Below are 23,035 nucleotides of genomic sequence, written 5' to 3' on the forward strand. Positions count from 1 at the left end.
TGGAACGATCAGGCATTGCCCGGGGGCATGGGATCGGATTCGGACAGAGCTTTGGAAAAGCGATCGCCTACGATGTCGGTGGCCTTCGCCATGAGACTCCTCACTTCTTGCCATTCATTGGGGAGGAGGTCCTGCTTTAACTGCGGATGGATGGCCCATTGGGCTTCGACGTGTGTTCCCTTTCGGGTGACCAGTACGCGCAGCAGTTCCACATCCCATGTCTGATCGGCAGGATCGTCGGTGGACGGCAACTTGTTCGGTTGTTCAGGAGGGATCGCCCGTGCCATACGTCGCTCTCAGCGTACGTTCCTTTTCTACCGATACTGTATGCGGGGGCATTGAGTATATCAAGAGGTCTCTTGGTGGAGGACTGCAAGCATCGCTTCGTGGATTCGTCCATTGCTGGCGACGAGTTCCTGCCCATAAATCGACAAACCTTTCCCGCTGAAATCGGTCAACCTCCCGCCCGCCTCTCGCACGATCACCGACCCGGCCGCCATATCCCATGGGTTGAGCCGGACTTCCCAGAACCCATCGAAGCGCCCTGCCGCCACGTAGCAGAGGTCTAACGCGGCGGACCCGGTTCTTCTGAGCCCCTGGGCCTTGAGGGCAAATTTCACAAAGTGATCAAGGTTGTTTCGCGATGTTTCTCTGATGTCATAGGCAAAGCCTGTTACCAACAGGCTGTTGTCCAGGGTCATCGTATCGGACACATGGATGGGGCGACCGTTCAACAGAGCGCCGCCATGTTCACTGGCCGTGAACAGTTCATTTCGTGACGGGTCGAAGATTACGCCAAGCACACAGCGTCCTTCATGCTCGAGACCGATGGAAACGCAGTAGGTTGGATAGCCATGCGCAAAATTGGTTGTTCCATCCAGCGGGTCGATGATCCACAAATAAGGCGATGGCGACTCTTCCAGGCGACCTTGTTCCTCAGCCAAGAACCGATGGATGGGAAAATGAGCTTTGAGGTGGTCGATGACACATTGTTCGGCAGCGCGGTCGGCATCCGTAACCAAATTGATCGGATTCTTATACTCAATGTCGAAGCCGGCTTCGGCATATTGCAGCAGTAGAGTCCCGGCTGCTCGGCTGGCGGCGACTGCTGCTTCAAGAAGGATCTCAGACGAGATTGGTTCATGGGAAATTGACACGTTCGATTGTAGCATGACGGCTGGGCATATTTGGGAAATTCACGAAGCTTGTAATAGTACAAGGCTTAGCAACATAGTCTAGAAAAGGATTACTTGCCCGCATATGAACATACTCGTAACCTAATATATGATTCAAATAATATACATTGACAGATTTTACAAGCAATGCTATAAAGCAAGCATGCTTTGTGAGAGGAAATTGTGGAGGAATTAACAGACATTCTCGTTGGTCTTGAGCAACGGATCAACGCGTATAAAAGTCGGTTCCAGGAACTCGAGAAGAAGCGTCGCCGACTCGATGACGAAATCGCTACCATCAAGAAATACCTTGAGCTCGCTGAAACTCTCTATCGTGTCGAAGCCGATAAAGCCAAGCTTGCCAGTCTCTCCAACCAAATCATCACTACCGACGATTCCAAGGGTATTCGCCCTGTCCCGGTTATGGATGTCACCGATCAGTCCCGAGAAATTCTACTTGGACGAAGTAAATATGTTGGGAAAAGTGTCCCGCAGGCGGCGTACGAAATCCTCCGAGAATCCAATCGGGCTATGCATGCCAAAGAGCTCGTTCAGCGCTTAATCGAAGGCGGGTTGCAGATTAAAGGGAAAACACCGCTTACGTCGATCGCGACGTCGCTCAAGCGCGACAAACGGTTCAGAAAGGTCGGTCCTAATACATTCGAAGCCCTTGATGACGTGCTGATTCAAGCTGTGTAGTTCATGGTAAAGCGTCTAATTTGATACTGCGAAGGGGGGTGAGACTCTTGGCAACAAAGAAGGCAGCGAAGAAGAAGAAGAAGTAATCTCCGCCGTAAGTTGATACGCCGGGAGTAAGGCCACTTACTCTCGGCGTACCATACCGGGTACGCTGGAATGAATAATCCCGCCAGAAAGAACGGTAATCAGCTGGATACCAAAAAACCTTGCAGATTAAGAGGCCTGAAGTGCAACGGCAGGCTGAAGGTGAAGCGAGTGCGGAGCTGATCGCTTCCCTTCTCCCGAAGGCTCCAGGTTTAGAAGCACCCACTTTTCCGGTTGTGTGAGGATCTGCTGGACTAACCGAGTATGGAGAGCATGTCCGGATCGGTCTGCCATAATATGACCGATGAAGGGCATCCCTAAGAGAGAAAAGTCGCCAATCAAATCAAGGATTTTGTGGCGGACAAACTCATCGTCAAACCTGAGGCCGGTTTCATTGACGACCCCGTCATCCGACAGCACAACCGTGTTGTCCAGAGTCCCGCCTTTGCCGAGCCCACGAGCCCACAATGCCTGCACTTCATACAGAAACCCGAACGTTCTGGCTTCGGCAATCTCCTGCTCGAATGTGTTGACGGAACAATCATAGGCATATGTCTGTGTCTTGATCAGGGGATGCTCATAGTGGATGGAATACGTAATCCGAGGAGTAGATGACGGTTCAATTCGCACACGTCTGGATCCTTCGGACACTTCGATCGGTGCCGTGATCTTTAGAAAAGGCTGCTTCCTGTCTTGAGGGACCACGCCGGCAGATTGAATCAATCGGACAAATGGTGCGGCGCTTCCATCCATGACGGGAACTTCGCTTGCCGACACATCGACGAACACATTATCGACATGAAGGCCGGCCAGTGCCGATAGTAGATGCTCAATAGTCTGCACCTGGAAGCCATTGCCGCTGATGGCCGTGCACAGTTCGGTGGGAACACGATGTTCAATGGAGGCGGAAAGATACGTATCAACGTCCGTTTTACGATTGACAAAAACCACACCGGTGTTTGGGGGAGCAGGCCGCAATGTAATCGATGCCGACTGGCCGGAATGGAGTCCCACACCAGAACAGGTTACTGCCGATGCCAAGGTTTGTTGATTACGCACAAATCCTCCCTTATACAGACAAATGCCTAAACACAGACATCCGTTATGAACCTAAGCAATTCGTGTGCCTATATAAATTTATTGTAATACATTGATATTAAATCAATATATAGACAACAACGAAAAACGCAACTGTATCTTAAAAAGCACAACTGTGTATTTCCAGAAAAAGGGTGCGACAAGAACATGGAGATTCGATAAGTGGAATGTGCCGCTGTTCTCAAAGCGCCAAATTGGTATGCGTGAAAACGGTCTCCCTTCAACATCAAACGGATGGAAGCGATAGGTCCTGTCCCATAACTCCAAGGCATCGTGTAGTCCATGTAAGTAAAATTTCTATTGAAGTAGAAGTCACCATTCGGCAGGGCACTATATCGTGAAACATTTCACGGAGACGAGCTGGTTGAAGAACTGAAGCTTCAAGTTAGTCGAATAATGTTGCGTTAGCCTGTTGCCCGAAGACGTCCTTATTGTGCATCACAATCGACAAGCGCGAACCATCACACATTCACACATTGCCGTTTCGTTGTCCATAGCAAGGTACTTTCCCACATTATCGTGATTCTTCATGAATCGAGCAGTGTATAATAATCGCGGATGACACGCCCGTCCAACTATTTCCAATCGTCAGTTGGCAGTAAAATCGTCATGGCCCTGAGCGGGTTGGGACTCGTCGTCTATGCCATTTTTCACATGTTGGGGAACCTGCAAGTGTTTGAAGGGGCCTATGCACTCAATAGCTATGCGGCGTTTCTACGCGATATGCCGATCCTTCTTTGGACTGCCCGGATTGGGTTGTTGAGCGTTGCCGTGCTCCACATCGCCCTGGCGATTCAGTTGACCTTGCGAAATCGCCGGGCTCGCAAGGTTGCCTATGCGGTACATGAGTACCGTCAGGCTTCGTTTGCGTCCCGCACCATGGTCGCCTCCGGCCTTGTGCTCCTGCTTTTCATCGTATTTCACTTGTTGCATTTAACAGCCGGCGTCATCGATCCCTCTTCGGCCGATCGGCTCGATGCCGAAGGGCATCGTGATGTCTATGGGAGAGTCGTCCAGGCTTTTCAGAATCCGTTCATCGTGGCGCTCTATTTGGCTGGCCAGCTGGGGCTGGGCATGCATCTGAACCATGCCGTCACCAGCAGTTTACAGACGTTGGGGCTTGAGCATGCCGCATTGAACCGACTCTTTAGAGCCGCTGGCCCCGCTGTTGCGATACTGGTCGTCCTTGGTAATGTCACTATCATCCTTGCCATCTTCGTGGGGGTCGTACGCGGATAATGAGACTTGATCCTAAAATCCCTCCCGGCCCCCTGGAGACCAAGTGGGATCGACGCCGGTTCAGCGAGCAATTGGTAAGTCCGAATAATAAGCGAAGAATCACAATTATTGTCGTCGGCACCGGCCTTGCGGGAGCCAGCGCAGCATCGACGTTGGGGCAGTTGGGCTATCAGGTGGAGTGCTTTTGTTTTCAGGACAGTCCTCGCCGAGCGCACAGCATTGCAGCGCAGGGAGGAATCAATGCGGCCAAGAATTACCAAGACGACGGAGACAGTGTGGGCCGACTGTTCCATGACACGATCAAAGGCGGAGATTTCCGCTCCCGCGAAGCCAACGTGTATCGACTCGCCCAAGTCAGTACACAAATCATCGATCAATGCGTGGCGCTGGGTATTCCGTTTGCCAGGGAATACGGCGGGCAGTTAGCCAATCGATCGTTCGGGGGCGTTCAAGTCTCGCGGACGTTCTACTGCCGGGGACAGACCGGCCAGCAACTTCTCTTGGGTGCCTATTCGGCGCTCTGCTGGCAGATTGAGCGGGGACAGGTCACGATGCGTCCACGCACCGAGATGCTCGATCTTGTCGTGGTCGACGGGCAGGCTCGAGGAATCGTGGTGCGCGACCTCGTCACCGGACGTGTGAGCATCCACACGGCCCATGCCGTGGTGCTTGCGACCGGCGGCTATAGCAATGTGTACTATCTGTCGACCAACGCAAGCGGCAGCAACGTGACCGCTACCTACCGAGCGTGGAAGCGGGGGGCCGCATTCGCGAACCCATGCTTTACGCAGATCCACCCCACGGCGATTCCACCGGGAGATGCCTATCAGACTAAGCTAACCCTCATGTCGGAATCGCTTCGCAATGACGGACGACTGTGGGTACCGAAGATGCCTGAGGATCAACGCTGCCCGGGTAATATTCCTCCGGCGGAGCGCGATTACTTTCTGGAGCGTCGATACCCGCGTTTCGGCAACCTGGCGCCGCGAGATATCGCAGCCCGTGCTGTCAAGGCCGTGTGTGATGAGGGCCGTGGTGTCGGTCCGGGTGGTCATGGCGTGTATCTGGATTTCGCCGACGTGATCGGCCAGCAGGGGCTTGATGTGGTCCGCGAGCGCTACGGCAATCTCTTCGACATGTATCAGCGGATTACGGGGGAAGATGCCTACCACACTCCCATGCGAATTTATCCGGCACCGCACTATACGATGGGAGGGCTCTGGGTGGATTACAATCTCATGAGCACCATCCCGGGGCTCTTCGTGATCGGCGAGGCGAATTTCGCGGATCACGGCGCCAACCGGCTCGGAGCCAGCTCTCTCATGCAAGGGTTGGCCGATGGCTATTTCATCTTGCCGTATACGATCGGACACTACTTGGCGACGGTGAAGCTGCCTCCTGTTGGCGAAGATCATCGAGAATCTCGGGCGGCGCTTCAGCGTGTGACGGATCGGATCAATCGCCTATTGAATGTCGGGGGACGGCGAACGGCTGCCTCATTTCATCGGGAGGTTGGGACACTCTTATGGAACCACTGCGGCATGTCGCGCAATGAGGACGGACTCAAGCTGGCATTGAAATCGATCCCGGTTCTACGGGAGGAGTTTTGGCGTGACGTGATGGTGCCGGGGGTAGGAGAAGGGTTCAATCAAGAGTTGGAGTATGCGGGACGAGTTGCAGACTATCTCGAATTCGCCGAACTGCTCTGCCACGACGCGTTACATCGAGAGGAGTCGTGCGGGGCACATTTCCGGGAAGAGCATCAGACGGACGAGGGGGAACCGCAGCGTGACGACAGCCGTTTCGCGCACGTGGCCGCATGGGAGTACCGGGATGGCACGGTCCCCATCCTGCACAAGGAGCCGTTGGCGTTTGAATTCGTACCGCCGACCAAGAGAAGTTATCAGTGATCGGACAAGTGGAAGACGAAAGGGAGAGTAAGACACGCACCATGAGATTCACGTTGAACATTTGGCGGCAGAACGGTCCGGCCGACATCGGGCGGTTCGTGACGTATGACGCGCACGACATCAGCGCCGGTATGTCGTTCCTGGAAATGCTGGACAGCGTGAATCAGAGGCTGATCGCCAAGGGTGAAGAGCCGGTGGCATTTGAGCAGGATTGCCGTGAAGGTATTTGTGGAAGCTGCTCGCTGGTCATCAATGGCATTCCGCACGGTCCAGACCGCGGCATCACCACTTGTCAGTTGTACATGCGTCGGTTTCGCGACGGAGCCGTGATCACGATCGAGCCGTGGCGTGCGCGAGCCTTTCCCATCATCAAAGACTTGGTCGTGGATCGTCGAGCGTTGGATCGCGTCACGCAGGCGGGCGGGTATATCTCTGTCAACACCGGCGGAGCGGTGGATGGCAACGTCCTGTTGATCGGCAAAGACCAAGCCGAAACCGCGATGGATGCGGCATCGTGTATCGGTTGTGGGGCCTGTGTGGCTGCCTGTAAGAATGCCTCCGCCATGTTGTTTGTCGCGGCCAAGGTGTCCCACCTGGCGATCTTGCCGCAAGGGAAGCCGGAGCGTACCCGTCGGGTGAGAGCCATGGTGGAGGCCATGGATCGAGAAGGGTTTGGCGCGTGCGGGAATCAGTACGAGTGTGAAGCCGTCTGCCCGAAACGCATCAGCGTCCGTTTCATCGCCACTTTGAACCGCGAGTATCTTCGTTCCGGCGTCGTTGAATCCGGCCTTCTTACAGAGCCGGAATCTCCTCATGCAGAATCCGCCTAGAGGTAGGACGACGGCGCGATTGCTCCTCGTTTCAATTCGTCACATCATACGATGCCCTGCCTCGGGGGGCCGGCCATTCCACGGTGCAAAGGCTGTCGGCGGCCGATTTGCGCCAGATGGCAATCAGCTTGACTGTGGGTGAAAGGCCTTTATAGTGCGATCATTGCCCGGTGGTGAAAGCGGTACGAGGAGATCCACGTCGAATGAGTCGCCAAGTGGCTTGTCCGCGATGTCACAAGGACGCTGCCCTGCAAACGCAACCGCAGACTCCGCGCGAACTGATCGCGGCGCTGATTTGGATGGCTCCATTCCAGTGCCAGCACTGTTGTCATCGTTTTCTCGCCCGTCGTGTGAGCACGACGGGATCCCCGCACCCCATCGAGCGTCGAGAACATCTCCGTATCCCCGTTCGCCTGTGTCTGTCGTTTTCCGGTGGGAAGGTGAGGGGTGAGGGGACTGTGTTGGACCTCTCCCTGGGTGGATGCATCATCAAGAGCGAAACCCACGTGCGGGTTGATGATATTTTTTACCTGGAGATCGTCATCGCCGAGGATGAAACTCCCGTGGAAGTGGCTGCGATGGTGCGCACGGTGGGTGCGCGCGGCATCGCGTTCAAATTTCTCCGCAAGGCCCAAGAGAACAAGCGCCTTCTGGCCTTCATCCAATCACATTCTGGTTCCACCTCCAACGTCCTTTCCAAGGCCGTCGAACCGACCGTCACCGGCTAGTCTCCACTCGTCCGGCCTACAGTGGCGTCTCCCATGCAGACGGCAGCGGATAGTCGGTGATCAAGCGATCATGTTCGGCGACATCGTACGGTTCAATGGTCAGATCGCTTTGACTCATCGGTTCCGTGCAAGCTGAAGAGCAGAGGGCATCGATCAACGCTTGCGCCTTATCCCTGGTCGAAAACCGGCAGAGCCCGTGTTCGGGCATGCCTGAGGACGGGTGCCAGAAGGCGAGATCGATCGCACTGCCTTGATAGATACCCAGCGTGCGGTGCCGTACTTGAAACCCATCGGGTTGATGAATCGATTGTTCCCGCGACATAGGACCTCTTGACCGAGATATCTTAATGATTATGCCCATGGTAGCATGATCGTGAACGCGAAACACTGCGTCCTGCTCTACTGCTGAAGGAGGGAACAATGGGGCGTACTTGGTGGGTGAAAACGGTGATGACCATCGCGGTGGTCAGTGCCTGTTCCGTGTCGGGTTGTGGGTACAACGACCTCCAGGGATTGGACGAGGATACCAAAGCGGCGTGGAGCGAAGTGATCAATCAATATCAGCGCCGTGCCGATCTCATTCCGAACCTGGTCGCGACGGTCAAAGGATACGCGGCTCATGAAAAAGAGACCCTTGAGGGGGTAGTGAATGCCAGGGCCAAGGCGACGAGCATACAAATAACGCCCGAGGCCCTCAAGGATCCGGCCGCATTCGAAGCGTTCCAAAGAGCTCAAGCCGGTCTGACATCCGCGTTGGGCAGACTGATCGCCATTGCCGAGAATTATCCTAACCTCAAGGCTGATCAAAATTTCAGAGATCTCCAAGGCCAGCTGGAGGGGACTGAAAACCGGATCACCGTGGCGCGCAAGCGGTACATTGATCGCGTCGCGGAATACAACAAGATGGTGCGATATTTCCCGACCAACCTCACCGCGAAATTCCTGCTGCATCTGGAGGAGCGTCCCAACTTCACCGTCGCGGATGAGAACGCCGTGGCGAAGCCGCCTGAAGTGAAATTTTGAGCCGGGGGTGAGCAGGGGTCGCGTGACATTTCTCGCCATGAGCCGCCTCGCGTTCTGCTGCTACATGGCAGCCGCAACGTTCTCCCTTGTTCCATCTGCTTTTGCCCTCGATGTTCCTTCCTTGACCGGGCGGGTCGTCGATCACGCCCATGTGTTGCCGAACTCCACGGTTGAGTCACTGACCACCCAACTGGCGGCCCATGAAGCCAAGTGGAGCAATCAAGTCGCCGTCTTGATCCTCCCTTCGCTGGACGGTGAATCGCTCGAAGAGTTTTCTCATCGCGTCGCGACGACTTGGAAACTCGGTCAGAAGGGCACGGACAACGGCGCCCTGTTGTTGGTGGCGATCGGAGAACGCAAGGTCCGGATTGAAGTCGGGTACGGCTTAGAGGGGGTATTGACCGACATTCGTTCCGCGCAGATCATCAGAAATGAGATGGTCCCTCGGTTTCGTGGCGGTGATATCTCCGGCGGGGTGGTTCAGGGCATTAACGCGATATTACAGACCATCGAAGGGACATATCAGACCTCCGAGAAGCCGGTTCCGCGGCAGGAGAGCGATGTCATTGGGCAAATCATGGCGGCCGTCATCGTCGGCTTGCTGGTCGGGCTCCTGTTCATGAACATCCATCGATTCATCGGGCCGGTCGCCGGTGCGGGGATCTCCACATTACTGGCGCCCTGGTTGATCCCGGCACTCATTGCGAGCGGTATCACCTTGTTTCTCCTGCTGGCGATTGGGGCCTCGGGTATCGGGGGGAGGAGAAGTCGATACGGCGGAATGGATGATTGGGTTTGGTACAGTAGCCGCGGCGGAGGATGGGGTGGAGGCTCATTCGGTGGTGGAGGGGGGTTCAGTGGTGGTGGGGGCGATTTCGGCGGCGGAGGGGCCAGTGGAAGCTGGTGAAGGGCTGAGGCTCACAGCCGAGGAACGGGAGCGGATCAGGTTGGCTGTGCATGCCGCGGAACAACACACCAATGCGGAAATCGTTCCGATGATCGTCAGCCGGTCCGGGCTCTACCGCGACGCGCAACATCGGTTCGGACTCATTCTTGCCTTGTCCGTACTCACCATTTTGTTGACTACGGACATGTTTTGGCTTCCTTGGGGCTGGCATGCGTCCAATGCAGCCTGGTTGGTGCTGGCGACGATCCTGGCCTATGGTGCCGGAGTATGGCTCGGCACCTATGATCCGGTCATCCGTCGGCTCACACCGACGGATCGGATGCGACATAAAGTACGACTGAGGGCTGAGCGGGCTTTCACACAGCATGCCGTCTCTCAGACTCGCGAACGTACCGGCGTGCTGATCATGGTATCTCTGTTGGAGCATCAGATATACGTGTTGGCGGATCAGCCCCTGTTCCAAAGAGTTCCGATTGAGCGTTGGGCAACGGTTGTCGCCGCCGCCGCCGACCGATTGAAGGCGGGCGATGTCGTCGGTGGGCTATGCCAAAGCATCCAGACATGCGGCCTTCTTCTGGCCGAGGTGTGTCCTGGCCGTTCAGGCGACAATCCCGATGAATTATCGAATGAATTGGTCCTGGAGCCATAAAGACCGCGCTTCCTTCGCTTGAATCCTCAATAAAACCCCGCGGACGACCGATAGAGAAGAGACTTGGGGAGACTCGTTCGGCTCAGGTGGACCATTCGGATAAGGAGGGAGTCAGATCATGTGGAAGCAGGAAGAGGCGGAAGGGGGAGAAGGCGAGCGAGAGCGGGAACGGGAACGATGGGTTGAGGAGAGACGCACCCCATCAAAGAGCGGTCTGGTACTTCCGGATGAGGTGGCGTTCGTCGGGAAGGATGTTGAATTCAAGGGGGTCATCACCTATTCCGGCACGGTCCGGATTGATGGATCCTTGGACGGCGAAATTCATACCGACGGCGGCTTGCTGGTCGGGCCTGAGGCGGTGATCAAAGCCAAGGTCACAGCCGGGACGGTGGTGTGTCGGGGAACCATCCATGGTGATATTCAGGCGAAGGAACAGATTGTGCTCTGTGCTCCGGCTGTCGTTCAAGGCAGTCTGATCACGCCGGTCCTTTCAATGGAAGAGGGGGTCGTGTTCAATGGAACGTTGGAGATGAAGCCTCAGGCCAAGGCTGAGGTATTACGTGACGCGGGAGCAAACGTCGTCAATATCACCAGCCGGCCACCGGTCCAACGACTCGCGGCGTGATCCATTGTACTGAGGACTCCTGGCGCGGAACTCCAAACTCGCGTCAGGAGTGACTTTCAAGGAAATCATCTTAGCTCCTCGATTCTGGCGTCTGTCCCTCAGCCCTCACATTTCGAGGAGATTGTCGTTACACGGTCGCGTTCGTCTTTCACGCCTCGGACAGAAGTCAGAAGGCCTCTCCCGCGGTATCGTCATGGATAGTCCGCAAGCACTCGATGCGGAATAGCCTAGTGAATTCCGCACATTGTTGAGTGCCACAATATCGAACCTTCGATAGACGGCTCATCATCGTTCCGCTAGAATCCGGTTCATGTCAGAGCCTCCCGTTTCGGCCGGTGCTCCCGTTCAGCTTCAGAACGAGAATCGTTCGGTCGTCAAAGCGGCCGGGGTGATCGGTGTCGCCACGTTTTCCAGCCGCATCCTTGGCTTCGTCCGTGACATGGTGTTGGCCAGATTGTTCGGCGCGACCCCGGCCGCGGACGCCTTTTTCGTCGCGTTTCGCATCCCCAGTCTTCTCCGGGAACTGTTTGCCGAAGGTTCGATGTCCTCGGCGTTCATCCCCGTGTACACGGAATATCGGGCGACTCGAGGCAAACAGGATGCTTGGGAGTTGGCCAGTGCCGTCTTTACGGCGCTCCTGACGGTCGTCACGCTGGTGACGGTGATCGGGATTCTGGCCGCACCTTGGCTTGTGCAGCTGCTCGCACCGGGGTTTCACGAGAATCCCGACAAGCTCACGCTCACGACACTGCTCGCCCGCGTCATGTTTCCGTATCTTCTGTTCATCAGCCTGGCGGCGTTGGCCATGGGGATCCTGAACTCGGTGCGAGCCTTCGCGGCGCCGGCCTTCTCGCCGCTTTTTCTCAACATCTTCATCATCGTCGGTGCGGTTTGCTTGGCGCCGTATCTGCAAGAACCGATCATCGGGGTGGCGATTGGAGTGGTGGTGGGAGGGGCGGCCCAGTTTGCGGTGCAGCTTCCGAGTCTGAAATTGCGGGGATTGCTGTTCGGCTTCCGATTCGAACCAAGTCATCCGGGTCTGCGGCGGATCGGCATGCTGATGGTGCCCACGCTGCTCGGTCTTTCCGTGACGCAGATCAACCTGACGGTGAGTACGGTGTTGGCGTCGTTCTTCGCCGGCGGACCGACCTATTTGTTTTACGGCATGCGGCTGATCCAATTTCCACTCGGAATCTTCGGTGTTGCGTTGGCGACAGCGATCCTGCCGACCTTGTCGGCACAAGCGGCGAGAGGTGCGCTCGACGAACTGCGCACCACACTTGGGTTCGGTCTGCGTATGATCCTTTTCATCATCGTGCCGGCAATGGTTGGACTCATCTTATTACGCGTTCCGATCGTGCACCTCTTTTTCGAGCATGGTACCTTCACCGCGCAAGATACGGCGGAGACGGCCCTGGCGGTCCTCTGCTATGCCGTCGGCTTGTGGGCTTTCGGTGGAGTACGCATCATCGTCACGGCGTTCTATTCCCTGCAAGATACCAAGACGCCGGCCATTTCGGCGGCGGTCGCGCTGGCGTCAAATATTCTGTTCTCGCTGATGTTGATGTCGGTTCTCGGTGCGGCAGGGTTGGCGCTCGCCACGGCGTTGGCTTCCATGGTAAACGGAGTCATTCTGGTGGCGGTATTGAACCGAAGACTGGGCGGAGTTGAGTGGGGAACGGTTGCGCGGTCCGCCTTTCGGGTTTTGGTCGCATGTATTCCACTGGGAGGTGCATGCTGGTGGGTGGCCGGCGCCGAGGTATGGACTCACTCCGCCGAATGGCTCACAAAATCCGCGTTGCTTTGTATCGCCATTGGATTGGGTGCCGGTGGATATTTCGGAGTCCATGCGTTGTTCCGCTCCGAGGAGCTCGGAGTGGTGTGGGGCATGGTTCGCCGGAAGCTCGGGCGGTTAACAGGATAGTAAGGAGCGGTTTATGCACAAGGTGATGATCTTCAAATCATCATGGGGTTGGATGGGCATTGCGGAGTCCTCGAAAGGAATTCAAGTGATCGCTTTGCCTAAACGGTCGAAACGGGAGGTGGAAGCTGATCTCAGAGCACAATCAACAGGTCCATTACAGAGAGGAGAGTCCTCGCGACTCGAAGCAGTCCGGCGTCAACTACTCGACTATCTCGAAGGCAAACGAAACACTTTTGATGTGCCGCTTGATCTTTCTCAGGGGACGGCATTCCAACGGCAGGTCTGGCGGACCTTACAGCGGGTGCCGTACGGCAAGCTGCGTTCGTACCAATGGCTCGCGCTTCGCGTGGGTGGACGGCACTATGCCCGAGCCGTCGGGAATGCAGTCGGTGCGAATCCGTTGCCGATCGTCATTCCTTGTCACAGGATCGTCGCTCATGACGCGTCCCTCGGCGGTTTCTCGGGAGGGCTATCCATGAAACGCAAGTTGCTGTCACTCGAAGGGACATTGATGCAATTGCAGCGAGGCTGATCGAGGGTAGTGTCTATCAATGAGAGCGGTCATCCAGCGTGTCACCAATGCGTCGGTGGAAGTGGATGGAAAGATTGTGGGCCGGATCCAACAGGGTGTATTGGTTTTGTTGGGTGTCGCCAAAGGCGATGGCGAGTCCGATATGCAGTATCTGATCGACAAGATCCGGACCCTCCGCATTTTTGCCGATGAACAGGGGAAGATGAATCGATCGCTGACGGAGGTAGGTGGCGCGGTGTTGTTGGTCTCCCAATTCACGCTTCTCGGTCGGACAACGAATGGTCGCCGTCCCAGTTTTGACGAAGCTGCTCCTCCGGACTCGGCCAAGCATCTCTATGAACAGGTCGTGGATCGTCTGCGAACATCGGGCACGCTGGTTGAAACGGGTGTCTTTGCCGCGCATATGCACGTGACTTTGGTGAACGACGGGCCGGTGACGTTCATCGTGGACAGTCGGGAACGACGGTGAGGCAGTCTCAAGATTTCGAGGGGCAGCTCCGATAGAATCGATGAGAGTGAAAGCCGGTTTCCGGGCGAGATCTGGTATACTGAACACGAGTCTCATCGGACTTCGCGGGAGGTGAAGATGGGCACCAAAGTTCCGCCGCGCCATCCGCTTCGACAACTCTTCGGCGCCTTGACCGAGAAGAGCTTCACGGAACATCTCGGCTGGCCCGATGCCAAGGTGACCTCGTACGTCACCGACCTGCTGGTCGATTTTACCCACACGGATCAGCTCTATAAAATCCGAAATCGCGAGAATCAGCCGATTGATTCGGTCGTGGAATTGCTTTTTGAATCCGAAGTCATGCTCGAAGCACAATCGTTGGATCGTGAGCGAGACGTCCATCGCCATATCGGCGACTTTACGTTGTTCATGGCCGGGTTGTTTCCTGAATATCTGCGGCGGCTCAAGTCGGTCGGACGCATTTATCACAAGGACTTCCTCGTGGATTATGTGAAGACAGGCAAGCGGTCGTACGGCATCGTCGCGCAGATCGGCCGTGATGACGCGGAAACCAACTTGCCCCTGTTTCAAAAATTGTCCGAGAACTTTGAACTCTGCGTGACGGGGCTGGGATTTGTCCGATCCGATCTGGATCGTATGCAGGATCCGGCTTATCAGAGGACCAGAGAGCTTCTCTTGAATTGAACGAGACCCGCCCAATCATCCTCGCACATGGGGGTGCCGGCTCCCGCGCCATGACCTCGCCACAGGCGGCGTGCCTACGTGCCGCCTTGAAGGTCGGGTACCATTTCCTGGATCGTGGCAGTTCATCGCTTATGGCGGTGGAGCAGACCATTCGCGTGCTCGAGCGCAGTGGACTGTTCAATGCGGGCAACGGGGCGCTGCTCCAGCTGGATGGAGTGCGGCGGATGGATGCCTCTCTCATGGAAGGGGATAGCCTGCGCGCCGGTGCGGTGGCATCAATCGAAGGCATCGTTCATCCGATCAGCGCCGCCAGGCGCGTGATGGAAGAAACCGATCATGTGTTGCTCGTGGGGCCGATGGCGACGAAGTTCGCCCGGTATTTCAAGATGGAGCGCCAGCAGTCCACGGGAAAGCCGCGCCGGTTTTACTACGAAACGGCTCTCCGACAAACCGCACACAAGCGGGAACGGCATGGCACGGTCGGGGCGGTGGCGCTCGATCGAACCGGGACGGTGGCTGCCGGTGCTTCGACCGGCGGAATCGATTTCATGGTGCCGGGCCGCGTCGGGGATACGCCGATCATCGGCTGCGGGGTCTATGCGGATAATGAGACCGGCGCCGTCTCGATGACGGGATGGGGCGAGAGCATCATCCGCTTGGCGGTGGCCATGGAAATCTGCGACCGACTAGGGAAAAGAACCACACCGGCTATAGCAGCACGACTTGTCCTGCAAAAGTTGGTCGCTAGGATAAACGGATCCGCGGGATGCCTGGTCCTTGCTCCTGACGGGCGATTCACCGTTCATCATTCCACCCCTCGCATGATGGCGGGGTACTGGGCCGGACGCGGAACCCCCATAGTCGAAGATTCCTTCCGATAGCAGAGGACTTGCCGTGGCCCGTCGCAAAGGACGGAAACCCAAACGCTATAGCCAGGTCGCGCGTGTCAGCGTCATGCTTCGCCGGCTCATTGGTGGGGCGACGGTGGGAGAATTGGCCGATGAGCTGCAAGTCACAAAGCGTCAGGTTCACCGAGATCTGCAACAGATCGAAGATTCAGGTTATCCCCTGGAACAGGATGAGGGAAGGTGGAAACTTCTTCCCGGCTTCAAGGGGCTCGAAGTCGCGGTGTCGCCGTATGAGCTGATGTCGCTCCATCTCGCACAGAGCCATCTTGCGTACTTGAAAGGCACGCAGTTTGTTGAGGACCTGGAGGCGGTCATCAGGAAAGTCGAAGCAGGCCTTCCCGATAAAGTCAGAAATCATCTTGAGCGAATCGTCACGGCGTTTGCGCCTCTCCAGCGGCCGGTCCGACCCTATGCGGCTCAAAGGCAAGTCATCGAGTCCGTACGGAAGGCACTGCTTCGCCAGCTTACGGTCGTTCTGCATGGTTATCGGAAGCCGGGAGAACGTCCACAAGATTACAAGGTGAATCCCTATGGGCTGATCCTGTACCAGTACGGTCTGTATCTCATCGGGTATTCCCATCAAGCGGAAGAGCTGAGAATGTTCGCGCTGGAGCGAATCAAGAGCATCACGGTCACGGAAGACATGTTTGACCTCCCCCTGTCTATATCCCTTGCGGACCGGCTCGACCGTGCCTTCGGGTTGATCGAAGAGCTTCCGCAGGAAGTGAAAATCTGGATTGCGCCGGAGTGGGCCTATTTCGTCAAAGAACGAAGCTGGCATCCGACACAGAGGATCGAGCTCCAGAAAGACGGTTCCGTCATTCTGACCATGCGTTGCGGCGGCCTCGACGAACTGACCGCCTGGGTGCTCTCATTCGGACCGGCGGCAAAGGTGCTAGGCCCGCAATCGCTTATCGATCAGGTATCCAGCCAATTGACTGCCGCCGCACAATCGTATCGATCCTCCCGCTAGCTCTCTCCACCATCCAGAGACCTATTCTGTCACGCCTCCGTGTTAGGGTTGCCCTCGCACATGGGGAAGGAGGAAACCATGAGTGAGTCCCTGTATCTCCAGAGAATAAGCGATCGATTTCTTGCCGCGCACCCGCGCGAAGCAGGCTGGGTTGTTCATCAAATCGATGGAGACTCTGGTCGCGAGATGTCGCTGAACTACCTATTGGATTGCCTCCGAGAGTGGCACGCGGCGGCAATAACACGTCGCATGGCCTTCCCGCTCGTTACAGCAAGAGGATTTCGGAATTGGAACGCTGCTTCCGATGAGGCGAACGCTTATAGCTGGCGAGGAACCATTGAATTAGTCTGGAACGGCCACGACATCCACTGTCACAAGTTTTCGCTCGTGATAGGCAACGGCTTCGCCGAGATCTATTTCGTTGCAACCAAGTCCCTTGCAGCTTTGCGGGATCTTCTTCTTGTTCTGGACCGGTACGGCAAAGACCGGCACAAAGATAAGAAAGAGATTTATGTCGTCAATGGCGACAACATTCCGGTGACTGCAAGCTCCTGGGATGATCTGGTGTTACCCGCTCCCATGGCGCTAGATATTCGGACCAACGTGGAGGGATTTTTTGCCAGTCCAGAGCGGTATGCCTATCTGGGCATTCCGCATCGTCGAGGATTTCTGTTCGTCGGGCCGCCAGGCTGCGGGAAAACGCTCACGCTCAAGACACTGGCTTCCAACACACCGGCGAAATTTGTTTCAGTGGTTGGGAGAGCGGATGTGGACGATGGCATGCTTCGCTATGCCATGGATCTGGCCGAGAAGTCTACTCCGGCAGTTGTCCTGCTGGAGGATCTCGACCGGATGGTGCAGACCAAGGGGATTTCGCTATCCCACTTCTTGAACCTGTTAGACGGACTCAAGGTACTGAACGGAGTGCTGGTGATCGCGACCTGCAACGAGCCGGATAAACTCGACCCAGCCCTGATTCACCGCCCGAGCCGGTTCGACCGGGTCTGGCGGTTTGACCTGCCTAAGTATGAACAACGTCTTGAACTTCTCCGCAGGAAAGGAGGAACATTCTTCTCCGAATCGGCGCTAGAGACAACGGCTAGACGGTCCGAAGGGTTCTCGATGGCTTACGTTCAGGAGATTGTAGTGAGTGCTCTCCTTGAATGCACGCATGACGACATGCCACCGAACGACGACCATCTGTTCAAAAGCTTGGATATGCTCCGTACACAACGCAAAGAGGCTTCGAAGCCAGGGGAATCGATGGACGAACGAGAGACAGTTGGATTTTGTGCGTCGGGGAATGGGAACTGAAAAAGCAACGCGTGATGTGATACCTCTAAGGGAGCTGTGGCTTTTTAAATGATAATTGGTAAGTATGGCTAGGATTTAAGTCCTATGCGTCCTGTGCATGGTTGAGGGGTAGGCGTGTTCTTAAATTGGCCTTAGGAGGTTTATGAATCCGATAAATCGTGAAATCATTGATGAAACGACGAAGAAGTTCGCAGATGATCCTGAAGTGGCGAATCGGCTTTTGTGGTGGCTTCGGAATGGGCACTCATGTGAGCGATGGTTCCAGTTTGAGTGGGCATATAAATTAGAGTCAGTTTTGAAAGGCCAGTTGCCAGATACTTACTCGATAGGTTGTGAGAGAAACGGTGTTGACATTGTAATCTATGAAAAACCTTTCAAGTTCCCATTGGATCAGCAAAATGTTTCTGCCGGGATCGAGATAAAGTGGTGCGGGAACTGGTCTGCTACCAGCAGCGTTGCTGAAACGAGGAAAGACCTCAAAAAAATTCAAGAAAACATAAAGTATAATTATCCTGCTCTGGCTCTCTCGTTTTGGCTTTTCGCGACACCATCTGAAAACAATGATCCGTTCTATTCTTGGATCGCTAAACAGATAAAAAAGGGAAAGGTAAATAGCGAAACATTGAAACGCAACCTAACTTCCCTTGGGCCTGATATTGAGACTGGCCCTTATACGATAGAGTGTCCATCAGACTTTGGTAAACTGGAGATGTTTTGTATTGGTTTTTATAACGATAAGGCAAAAGCCAAGTGATGCTCGTCGGTGAGTAACAGCAGGCCATGAACAACTCCATCTTTCATCTCGCCTTTCCGATTCATGACGTCGATTCCACGCTTCGGTTCTATGTGGATGGTCTCGGCTGTACCATCGGGCGTCGGTCGAAGCAGGCGGTGACACTAGGTCTAGCAGGTCATCAGCTTGTTGCGCATGTCGTGCCGGATGAATCCTCGAAACAGAAAGGAATTTACCCGCGTCATTTCGGACTGATTTTTCTCTCACAGGAAGAGTGGCAGGCGCTGGCGGATCGAGCGAAGGCCAAAGGGCTGACGTTCTATCAACAGCCGCGAGTGCGATTTTCTGACACGCGCATCGAGCACCGCACATTTTTTCTGGAAGACCCGTCCCACAACCTGCTCGAATTCAAACACTACACCTACGAATCGGCCATCTTTGGGGAACAGGACTTTACAGAGGTGGGTGATACGGGCGGTGAATCGACGGACTGATGATGATTACCCTTTCCCATCGTTGATGACAGAGAGATGAGCTATGTCACGAGTTTCATCACGAGCCGCTTCGATGAAGCCAAGCGGCCGTAAAATAGCTGCGCGTGGTCAATTGACGCGGCTGGGTCTCAAAGTATCTGATGGGCATGATTACCGGCTTGAGGACGCGCTTTTGCCTGGTATTACGTCGGCACAGGCCCGCGAAGTGCTAAAGTCCGTGTCCGGTTCACTGGCGCAAACGATCGTTGATGAACGTAGACATGCCTAATGCCAGTGCCGTCGTCTCGACAGCTTTGACATTCCAAGTTGGAATCTCAAGGCCTTGAACTCCCCTTCTTTTAGCGCCCAATCCAAAAATAACCTCAAGGCACGGAAGCAAATGACCGTGGGTGGCGTGGCGAACGGGCGCCCCACCGCGCGCAACGGAAGGGCCCCGCTGGGGGATGGGTGAAGTGAGCACGGTGGGGCTGTTCGTCATGACAGGACCCGCAGAATAAGCCAGCAGGACCAGAATTATTTTCGGATTGAGGTTAATTGGAACTGCTTCGCACGCTCTTGATTGGAGGTGCGCATGCGGCGGTATCCTAACCAAATCGGCATATCGCTGCAATGCAATGATTACCGATGGACCCGCTGGATTGACACCTTCTCCATCCAACGGAGGATGCGTTCGTGCCGGCGTGTCAGGAAAGTCGTTTTTATGAGGGGGTCGTATCGCTGGGGGCTCGGTAAGATAGCGGCCAGCCAGGCCGCTTCGTCCGCGGTCAACTCGGAGGCGGGTTTCCCGAAGTGATGGCGAGCCGCGGCTTCGGCCCCGTACACGCCGCGTCCCCATTCCGCGACATTGAGGTACAGCTCCAGGATCCGTGTCTTGGTCAGCCGGTGTTCGAGCGAACGCGTGATCAGGGCTTCGCGGGCCTTGCGGAACAGCGAGCGTTCGGATGACAGGTACAGATTTTTTGCCAGCTGCTGCGTAATGGTGCTCCCGCCTCGTTTGAGCTCTCCTGCTTCCAGATTGTACATCGCGGCGTCGCGAATGCCCTCCCAATCGAACCCCTCATGGACAAAGAACGAGGCGTCCTCCGCCGCGATCACGGCACGTTGCAACTCCGGCGCGATGCGGCTCAAGGGTGTCCAGATCCATTGTCGCTTGCCGCTGCGTCCCTGTTCGGTCGCTCGTGCCAGCCGATGGTCCATGAGCGCCGTCGATGTCGGGTTGGCCTTGGCCAGCATGTCGACGTTGGGGAGCGTAGTGAGCCAGCCTAGTGCAAGGAGGCACAGGGGAAGTCCGATGAGGGCAATGCTCCAGATGAAAAGACGAACCACGGTGCGGCGGCGGGTTGACTTGGATGAAGGAGGCTCGTATGTGTAGGGACGCAGAAAGGTCGGACGGTACGTCACTTTCCGTTGTGAATCCATCGGTTCGCCGGGCGATATGAAGATCTTCGCGGCTGAGTTTATCAAAAGTTGTGTATCACCAGAACAGTTTCCTGCGGGCGGCCTCCACGAGATTGCGTTCGTGGGGCGCTCCAATGTGGGCAAATCATCGCTGATCAACTCGTTGCTCAATCGTCGAGACCTGGCCAAAGTCAGCCGGACGCCGGGAAAGACGAGAGCCGTGAACGTGTTTCTCGTTTCCACGTCCGATCCAGACCTGTCGCGATTCCATCTCGTGGACCTACCCGGCTATGGGTTCGCCAAGGTGTCGAAATCCGTCCGCAGCGACTGGGGACCGTTGATGGAAGACTATCTCGTCGGACGAGCTTCGCTGCTCGGAGTCGTGCTGTTGGTGGATAGCCGAGTCGTGACCGACCAGGACCGTCAGACCATCGCGTGGCTCCGTTCGATTCGTCGGAATCCTCTCGTCGTGGCGACCAAGGTCGATAAGTTGAAGCCGAGTGAACGGGTTCGAACCCTCAGGGACACCCATCGGATCCTCGGATTAGGCGAGGGGGAACTGCTGATTCCCTATTCGTCAGTGACCGGAGATGGTCGGGATCGGGTGTGGAGAGCGTTACGCGACGCGGCCGGCGGTCTTCAGAGAGATCCCGCTTGATCTCAATTCAGAGACAGGGAGCCACGGCTATCGGCGAGCTGTGCCCCCGTCGTGCTGAAACTTGATCTCGATATAGGCTTTGTTCTTGAGCTCCACCAACCAAGACTGATACATGTCTTCGCTTTTTTGCCGATAGACCAATTCCTGAAGCTCACGCCGTACGTCCTCGTATGGGCGAAACTGTTTCGGTTTTCTGTCATCCATACGGATAATCTGGATCCCTTCGGGGCTCTCGATGATATCGGAGATCCCTCCGGGCACCAGATGAGTGACCGCCTGTTCGATGACGGGAAGCAGTTCTCCTTGTCGGACCCACCCGAGGCGTCCGCCTTGCAAGGCATTGGCGCCGTCGGAATACTGCATGGCGACGTCTTCAAACTTTTCTCCTCGCTTCAACTCGTCCATGGCCCGGCGGGCTTTGAGCAAGGCGTCGGCCAACCCGTCCGGGGAGCGCGGTTGCATGATGATCTGGCTCAGGTGATACTCTTCGGGAAGGGCGAACCGGTTACGGTGTTCCTGATAATACCGTTTGAGCTCCGAGTCTCCGACGGTGATGTTGCCGCGAATGTGTTGATCCACGACCCTCATGAGGAGGAGCTGATCGCGAACGGACCGCACATGCTCCGGATTCGCGATATCGAGGGGGTTGCCTTGCCGCTTCATCTGTTCGAGCGCTTGTTTCACTTCAAGGTCCGAGACTTCGACCCTTTTGGCCTTGGCTTCCTGCAGTTGCAATCGTCGTTCGATGAGCTTCGTCAAGGCCATGTATTCCGCCGTTTTCAATCGTTGGGCGAGATCGCTCCCGCGAAGCTCCCGAGAAAGCCGCTCTTGCTCCGTTTCAAACTCGCGCTTCACGTCCGACAACATGATCAACTCGGAATTGACGATGGCCACGATGCGATCCTGCAGATGGGCCTCGCACAAGGGTGGGGACCAGAACGAGAGTATCAAGAGGACGAGGGACAGCGTGAGGGGAACCGGCCAATCTGATCCGAACGATACCTGTTTCATGATGCGTTTATCTCACGGCAGCGCGCTCTGGTACATGATTCTACACGAAGCGGCGGGCTTATGGATATCGACCGGACGTCAGCGTTTGCCGGTGTTCTCGGTGATATGACGGGACGCTTCGGCGAGGCGCACCGCGGCATTGGCCCGAATATCGGCGATGACTTCTTCGAATTGTTTGCGGCGCTTATCGGCCAGTAATTCCTGCCGCAGCCGTTCCTGTTTCGCCAAATCAGCCTGGATAACAGCCTCGTCAAGCGGAGTCAGCATGACCAGATAATACCCGTTGTCGACCTTGATCGGCGCGCTGACCATTCCGAGTTTGAGGGTATGGATGGCGGCATCGAGTTCGGGAAGGACCAGTCCTTTTCGGTAGGGTCCGAGCTCGCCGCCCTTGGATTTCGTCTTTTCGTCGATCGAGTATCGCTGCGCAAATTTGGCGAAATTCCCGCCTCGATTCACCTGTGCTTCAAGGTCTCTGGCGGCATACACATTGGGGAGCAGCATCACCCAGACATTGGCTTTGAAGGGGTCCAAGAGTTCGCCGGCATGTTTTTCGTAGTAGGCATCGAGCTCGGCTTGGGTGAGCTCGACCTTGGATTGAAGTTTGTCTTTCAATAGTTCGTCGAGAATCAGCTGCTCTTTATAACGCTGCGTCTTGTCGCGAATGACATCATCCTGGTCCAGGCCTCGGCGGCGGGCTTCCTGCATCAACAACTCTCGGGTGATGAGTTCGTCCAGGAATTTTCGCTTACCTCCCTCCTTCTCGTAGCGGGCCCGCGTGGCTTTGGAGAGCTCCCCCCACCGGAGGTCGAATTCCGTTTGAGTGATGGCCCGTCCATTGACCAGGGCCACGACCGGTTCTTCCTGTCGCTCGGCACAGCCCGACACCATTGGTCCTAAACCGGCTACCATGCCGATAAGCAGCCCGGACAGACAATATGTTTTACAGAAGAACAGGATCCGGAAGGGC

The 23,035-nt window shown here is 55.9% G+C and carries 26 protein-coding genes; 19 read left to right on the top strand and 7 right to left on the bottom strand.

Annotation, left to right across the window (positions count from 1 at the left end; genetic code table 11):
* Positions 1-8 precede the first annotated feature (8 nt).
* Both A4E19_06750 and A4E19_06755 read right to left on the bottom strand, forming a co-directional pair.
* A complete protein-coding gene (locus A4E19_06750; GenBank protein ID OQW33038.1) occupies positions 9-287 on the bottom strand; it encodes a hypothetical protein in 279 nt (92 codons plus the stop codon).
* Between the two features lie 60 nt (positions 288-347).
* Positions 348-1,172: an inositol monophosphatase gene (locus A4E19_06755; protein ID OQW33039.1), complete on the bottom strand. Its 825-nt coding sequence runs from the start codon at positions 1,170-1,172 to the stop codon at positions 348-350.
* Between the two features lie 186 nt (positions 1,173-1,358).
* Here A4E19_06755 and A4E19_06760 point away from each other — a divergent pair, with 186 nt between their 5' ends.
* Positions 1,359-1,874 carry a hypothetical protein gene (locus A4E19_06760; protein OQW33040.1) on the top strand — a complete coding sequence of 172 codons (516 nt, stop codon included), beginning with the start codon at positions 1,359-1,361 and terminating at the stop codon, positions 1,872-1,874.
* A gap of 213 nt (positions 1,875-2,087) precedes the next feature.
* Here A4E19_06760 and A4E19_06765 read toward each other — a convergent pair whose 3' ends face one another.
* Positions 2,088-2,909: a hypothetical protein gene (locus A4E19_06765; GenBank protein ID OQW33041.1), complete on the bottom strand. Its 822-nt coding sequence runs from the start codon at positions 2,907-2,909 to the stop codon at positions 2,088-2,090.
* A 705-nt stretch (positions 2,910-3,614) separates the two neighbouring features.
* On the opposite strand from A4E19_06765, the gene A4E19_06770 reads away from it, so the two are divergent.
* The 4 genes from A4E19_06770 (at position 3,615) to A4E19_06785 (ending at position 7,763) form a co-directional block, all read left to right on the top strand.
* Positions 3,615-4,295 (top strand): hypothetical protein, encoded by a 681-nt coding sequence (locus tag A4E19_06770; GenBank protein ID OQW33042.1) that lies wholly within the window; start codon positions 3,615-3,617, stop codon positions 4,293-4,295.
* Positions 4,295-6,205, top strand: a complete 1,911-nt coding sequence (sdhA, locus tag A4E19_06775) for a succinate dehydrogenase (protein OQW33043.1) — start codon at positions 4,295-4,297, stop codon at positions 6,203-6,205. The genes A4E19_06770 and sdhA overlap by 1 nt, the downstream gene beginning before the upstream one ends.
* A 41-nt stretch (positions 6,206-6,246) precedes the next feature.
* The gene (locus tag A4E19_06780) at positions 6,247-7,035 is read left to right on the top strand and encodes a succinate dehydrogenase (protein ID OQW33199.1); all 789 of its coding nucleotides are present in this window, start codon (positions 6,247-6,249) and stop codon (positions 7,033-7,035) included.
* Positions 7,036-7,238: 203 nt separating this feature from the next.
* On the top strand, positions 7,239-7,763 hold the full coding sequence (locus A4E19_06785) for a hypothetical protein (protein OQW33044.1): 525 nt from the start codon (positions 7,239-7,241) through the stop codon (positions 7,761-7,763).
* 16 nt (positions 7,764-7,779) lie between these two features.
* On the opposite strand, the gene A4E19_06790 is transcribed toward A4E19_06785, so the two are convergent.
* Complete coding sequence (locus A4E19_06790) at positions 7,780-8,085, bottom strand: hypothetical protein (GenBank protein ID OQW33045.1); 306 nt, start codon at positions 8,083-8,085, stop codon at positions 7,780-7,782.
* Between the two features lie 98 nt (positions 8,086-8,183).
* On the opposite strand from A4E19_06790, the gene A4E19_06795 reads away from it, so the two are divergent.
* From A4E19_06795 to A4E19_06855, 13 genes are all read left to right on the top strand, one after another.
* Positions 8,184-8,786 (top strand): hypothetical protein, encoded by a 603-nt coding sequence (locus tag A4E19_06795; GenBank protein OQW33046.1) that lies wholly within the window; start codon positions 8,184-8,186, stop codon positions 8,784-8,786.
* A gap of 64 nt (positions 8,787-8,850) precedes the next feature.
* On the top strand, positions 8,851-9,693 hold the full coding sequence (locus A4E19_06800) for a hypothetical protein (GenBank protein OQW33047.1): 843 nt from the start codon (positions 8,851-8,853) through the stop codon (positions 9,691-9,693).
* Positions 9,680-10,342, top strand: a complete 663-nt coding sequence (locus tag A4E19_06805) for a hypothetical protein (protein ID OQW33048.1) — start codon at positions 9,680-9,682, stop codon at positions 10,340-10,342. Before A4E19_06800 ends, A4E19_06805 begins: the two co-directional genes overlap by 14 nt.
* 118 nt (positions 10,343-10,460) lie before the next feature.
* Positions 10,461-10,967: a hypothetical protein gene (locus A4E19_06810; GenBank protein OQW33049.1), complete on the top strand. Its 507-nt coding sequence runs from the start codon at positions 10,461-10,463 to the stop codon at positions 10,965-10,967.
* A gap of 310 nt (positions 10,968-11,277) precedes the next feature.
* Positions 11,278-12,891, top strand: a complete 1,614-nt coding sequence (locus A4E19_06815) for a hypothetical protein (GenBank protein OQW33050.1) — start codon at positions 11,278-11,280, stop codon at positions 12,889-12,891.
* A gap of 13 nt (positions 12,892-12,904) precedes the next feature.
* Positions 12,905-13,423, top strand: a complete 519-nt coding sequence (locus tag A4E19_06820; GenBank protein ID OQW33051.1) for a hypothetical protein — start codon at positions 12,905-12,907, stop codon at positions 13,421-13,423.
* Positions 13,424-13,442: 19 nt separating this feature from the next.
* A complete protein-coding gene (locus tag A4E19_06825) occupies positions 13,443-13,892 on the top strand; it encodes a D-tyrosyl-tRNA(Tyr) deacylase (protein ID OQW33052.1) in 450 nt (149 codons plus the stop codon).
* Between the two features lie 117 nt (positions 13,893-14,009).
* The gene (locus A4E19_06830) at positions 14,010-14,576 is read left to right on the top strand and encodes a hypothetical protein (protein OQW33053.1); all 567 of its coding nucleotides are present in this window, start codon (positions 14,010-14,012) and stop codon (positions 14,574-14,576) included.
* Positions 14,573-15,457 carry a hypothetical protein gene (locus A4E19_06835; protein ID OQW33054.1) on the top strand — a complete coding sequence of 295 codons (885 nt, stop codon included), beginning with the start codon at positions 14,573-14,575 and terminating at the stop codon, positions 15,455-15,457. Before A4E19_06830 ends, A4E19_06835 begins: the two co-directional genes overlap by 4 nt.
* 13 nt (positions 15,458-15,470) lie before the next feature.
* Positions 15,471-16,457 (top strand): hypothetical protein, encoded by a 987-nt coding sequence (locus A4E19_06840; GenBank protein OQW33055.1) that lies wholly within the window; start codon positions 15,471-15,473, stop codon positions 16,455-16,457.
* Between the two features lie 78 nt (positions 16,458-16,535).
* Entirely contained in the window at positions 16,536-17,771 is a 1,236-nt protein-coding gene (locus A4E19_06845; protein ID OQW33056.1) for a hypothetical protein, read from the top strand.
* Between the two features lie 142 nt (positions 17,772-17,913).
* On the top strand, positions 17,914-18,525 hold the full coding sequence (locus A4E19_06850; GenBank protein ID OQW33057.1) for a hypothetical protein: 612 nt from the start codon (positions 17,914-17,916) through the stop codon (positions 18,523-18,525).
* Positions 18,526-18,551: 26 nt separating this feature from the next.
* On the top strand, positions 18,552-18,998 hold the full coding sequence (locus tag A4E19_06855; protein ID OQW33058.1) for a glyoxalase: 447 nt from the start codon (positions 18,552-18,554) through the stop codon (positions 18,996-18,998).
* A 618-nt stretch (positions 18,999-19,616) separates the two neighbouring features.
* Here the strand turns inward: A4E19_06855 and A4E19_06860 are convergent.
* Entirely contained in the window at positions 19,617-20,417 is an 801-nt protein-coding gene (locus A4E19_06860; protein ID OQW33059.1) for a hypothetical protein, read from the bottom strand.
* A gap of 16 nt (positions 20,418-20,433) precedes the next feature.
* On the opposite strand from A4E19_06860, the gene A4E19_06865 reads away from it, so the two are divergent.
* Positions 20,434-21,054, top strand: coding sequence for a GTP-binding protein (locus A4E19_06865; protein OQW33060.1), 621 nt, complete (start codon positions 20,434-20,436; stop codon positions 21,052-21,054).
* 27 nt (positions 21,055-21,081) lie between these two features.
* Here the strand turns inward: A4E19_06865 and A4E19_06870 are convergent, their stop codons facing one another.
* Both A4E19_06870 and A4E19_06875 read right to left on the bottom strand, forming a co-directional pair.
* Entirely contained in the window at positions 21,082-22,065 is a 984-nt protein-coding gene (locus tag A4E19_06870) for a hypothetical protein (protein OQW33061.1), read from the bottom strand.
* 78 nt (positions 22,066-22,143) lie between these two features.
* Complete coding sequence (locus A4E19_06875) at positions 22,144-22,956, bottom strand: hypothetical protein (protein OQW33062.1); 813 nt, start codon at positions 22,954-22,956, stop codon at positions 22,144-22,146.
* Positions 22,957-23,035 lie beyond the last annotated feature (79 nt).

Source organism: Nitrospira sp. SG-bin1 (assembly GCA_002083365.1).
GTDB lineage: Bacteria > Nitrospirota > Nitrospiria > Nitrospirales > Nitrospiraceae > Nitrospira_D.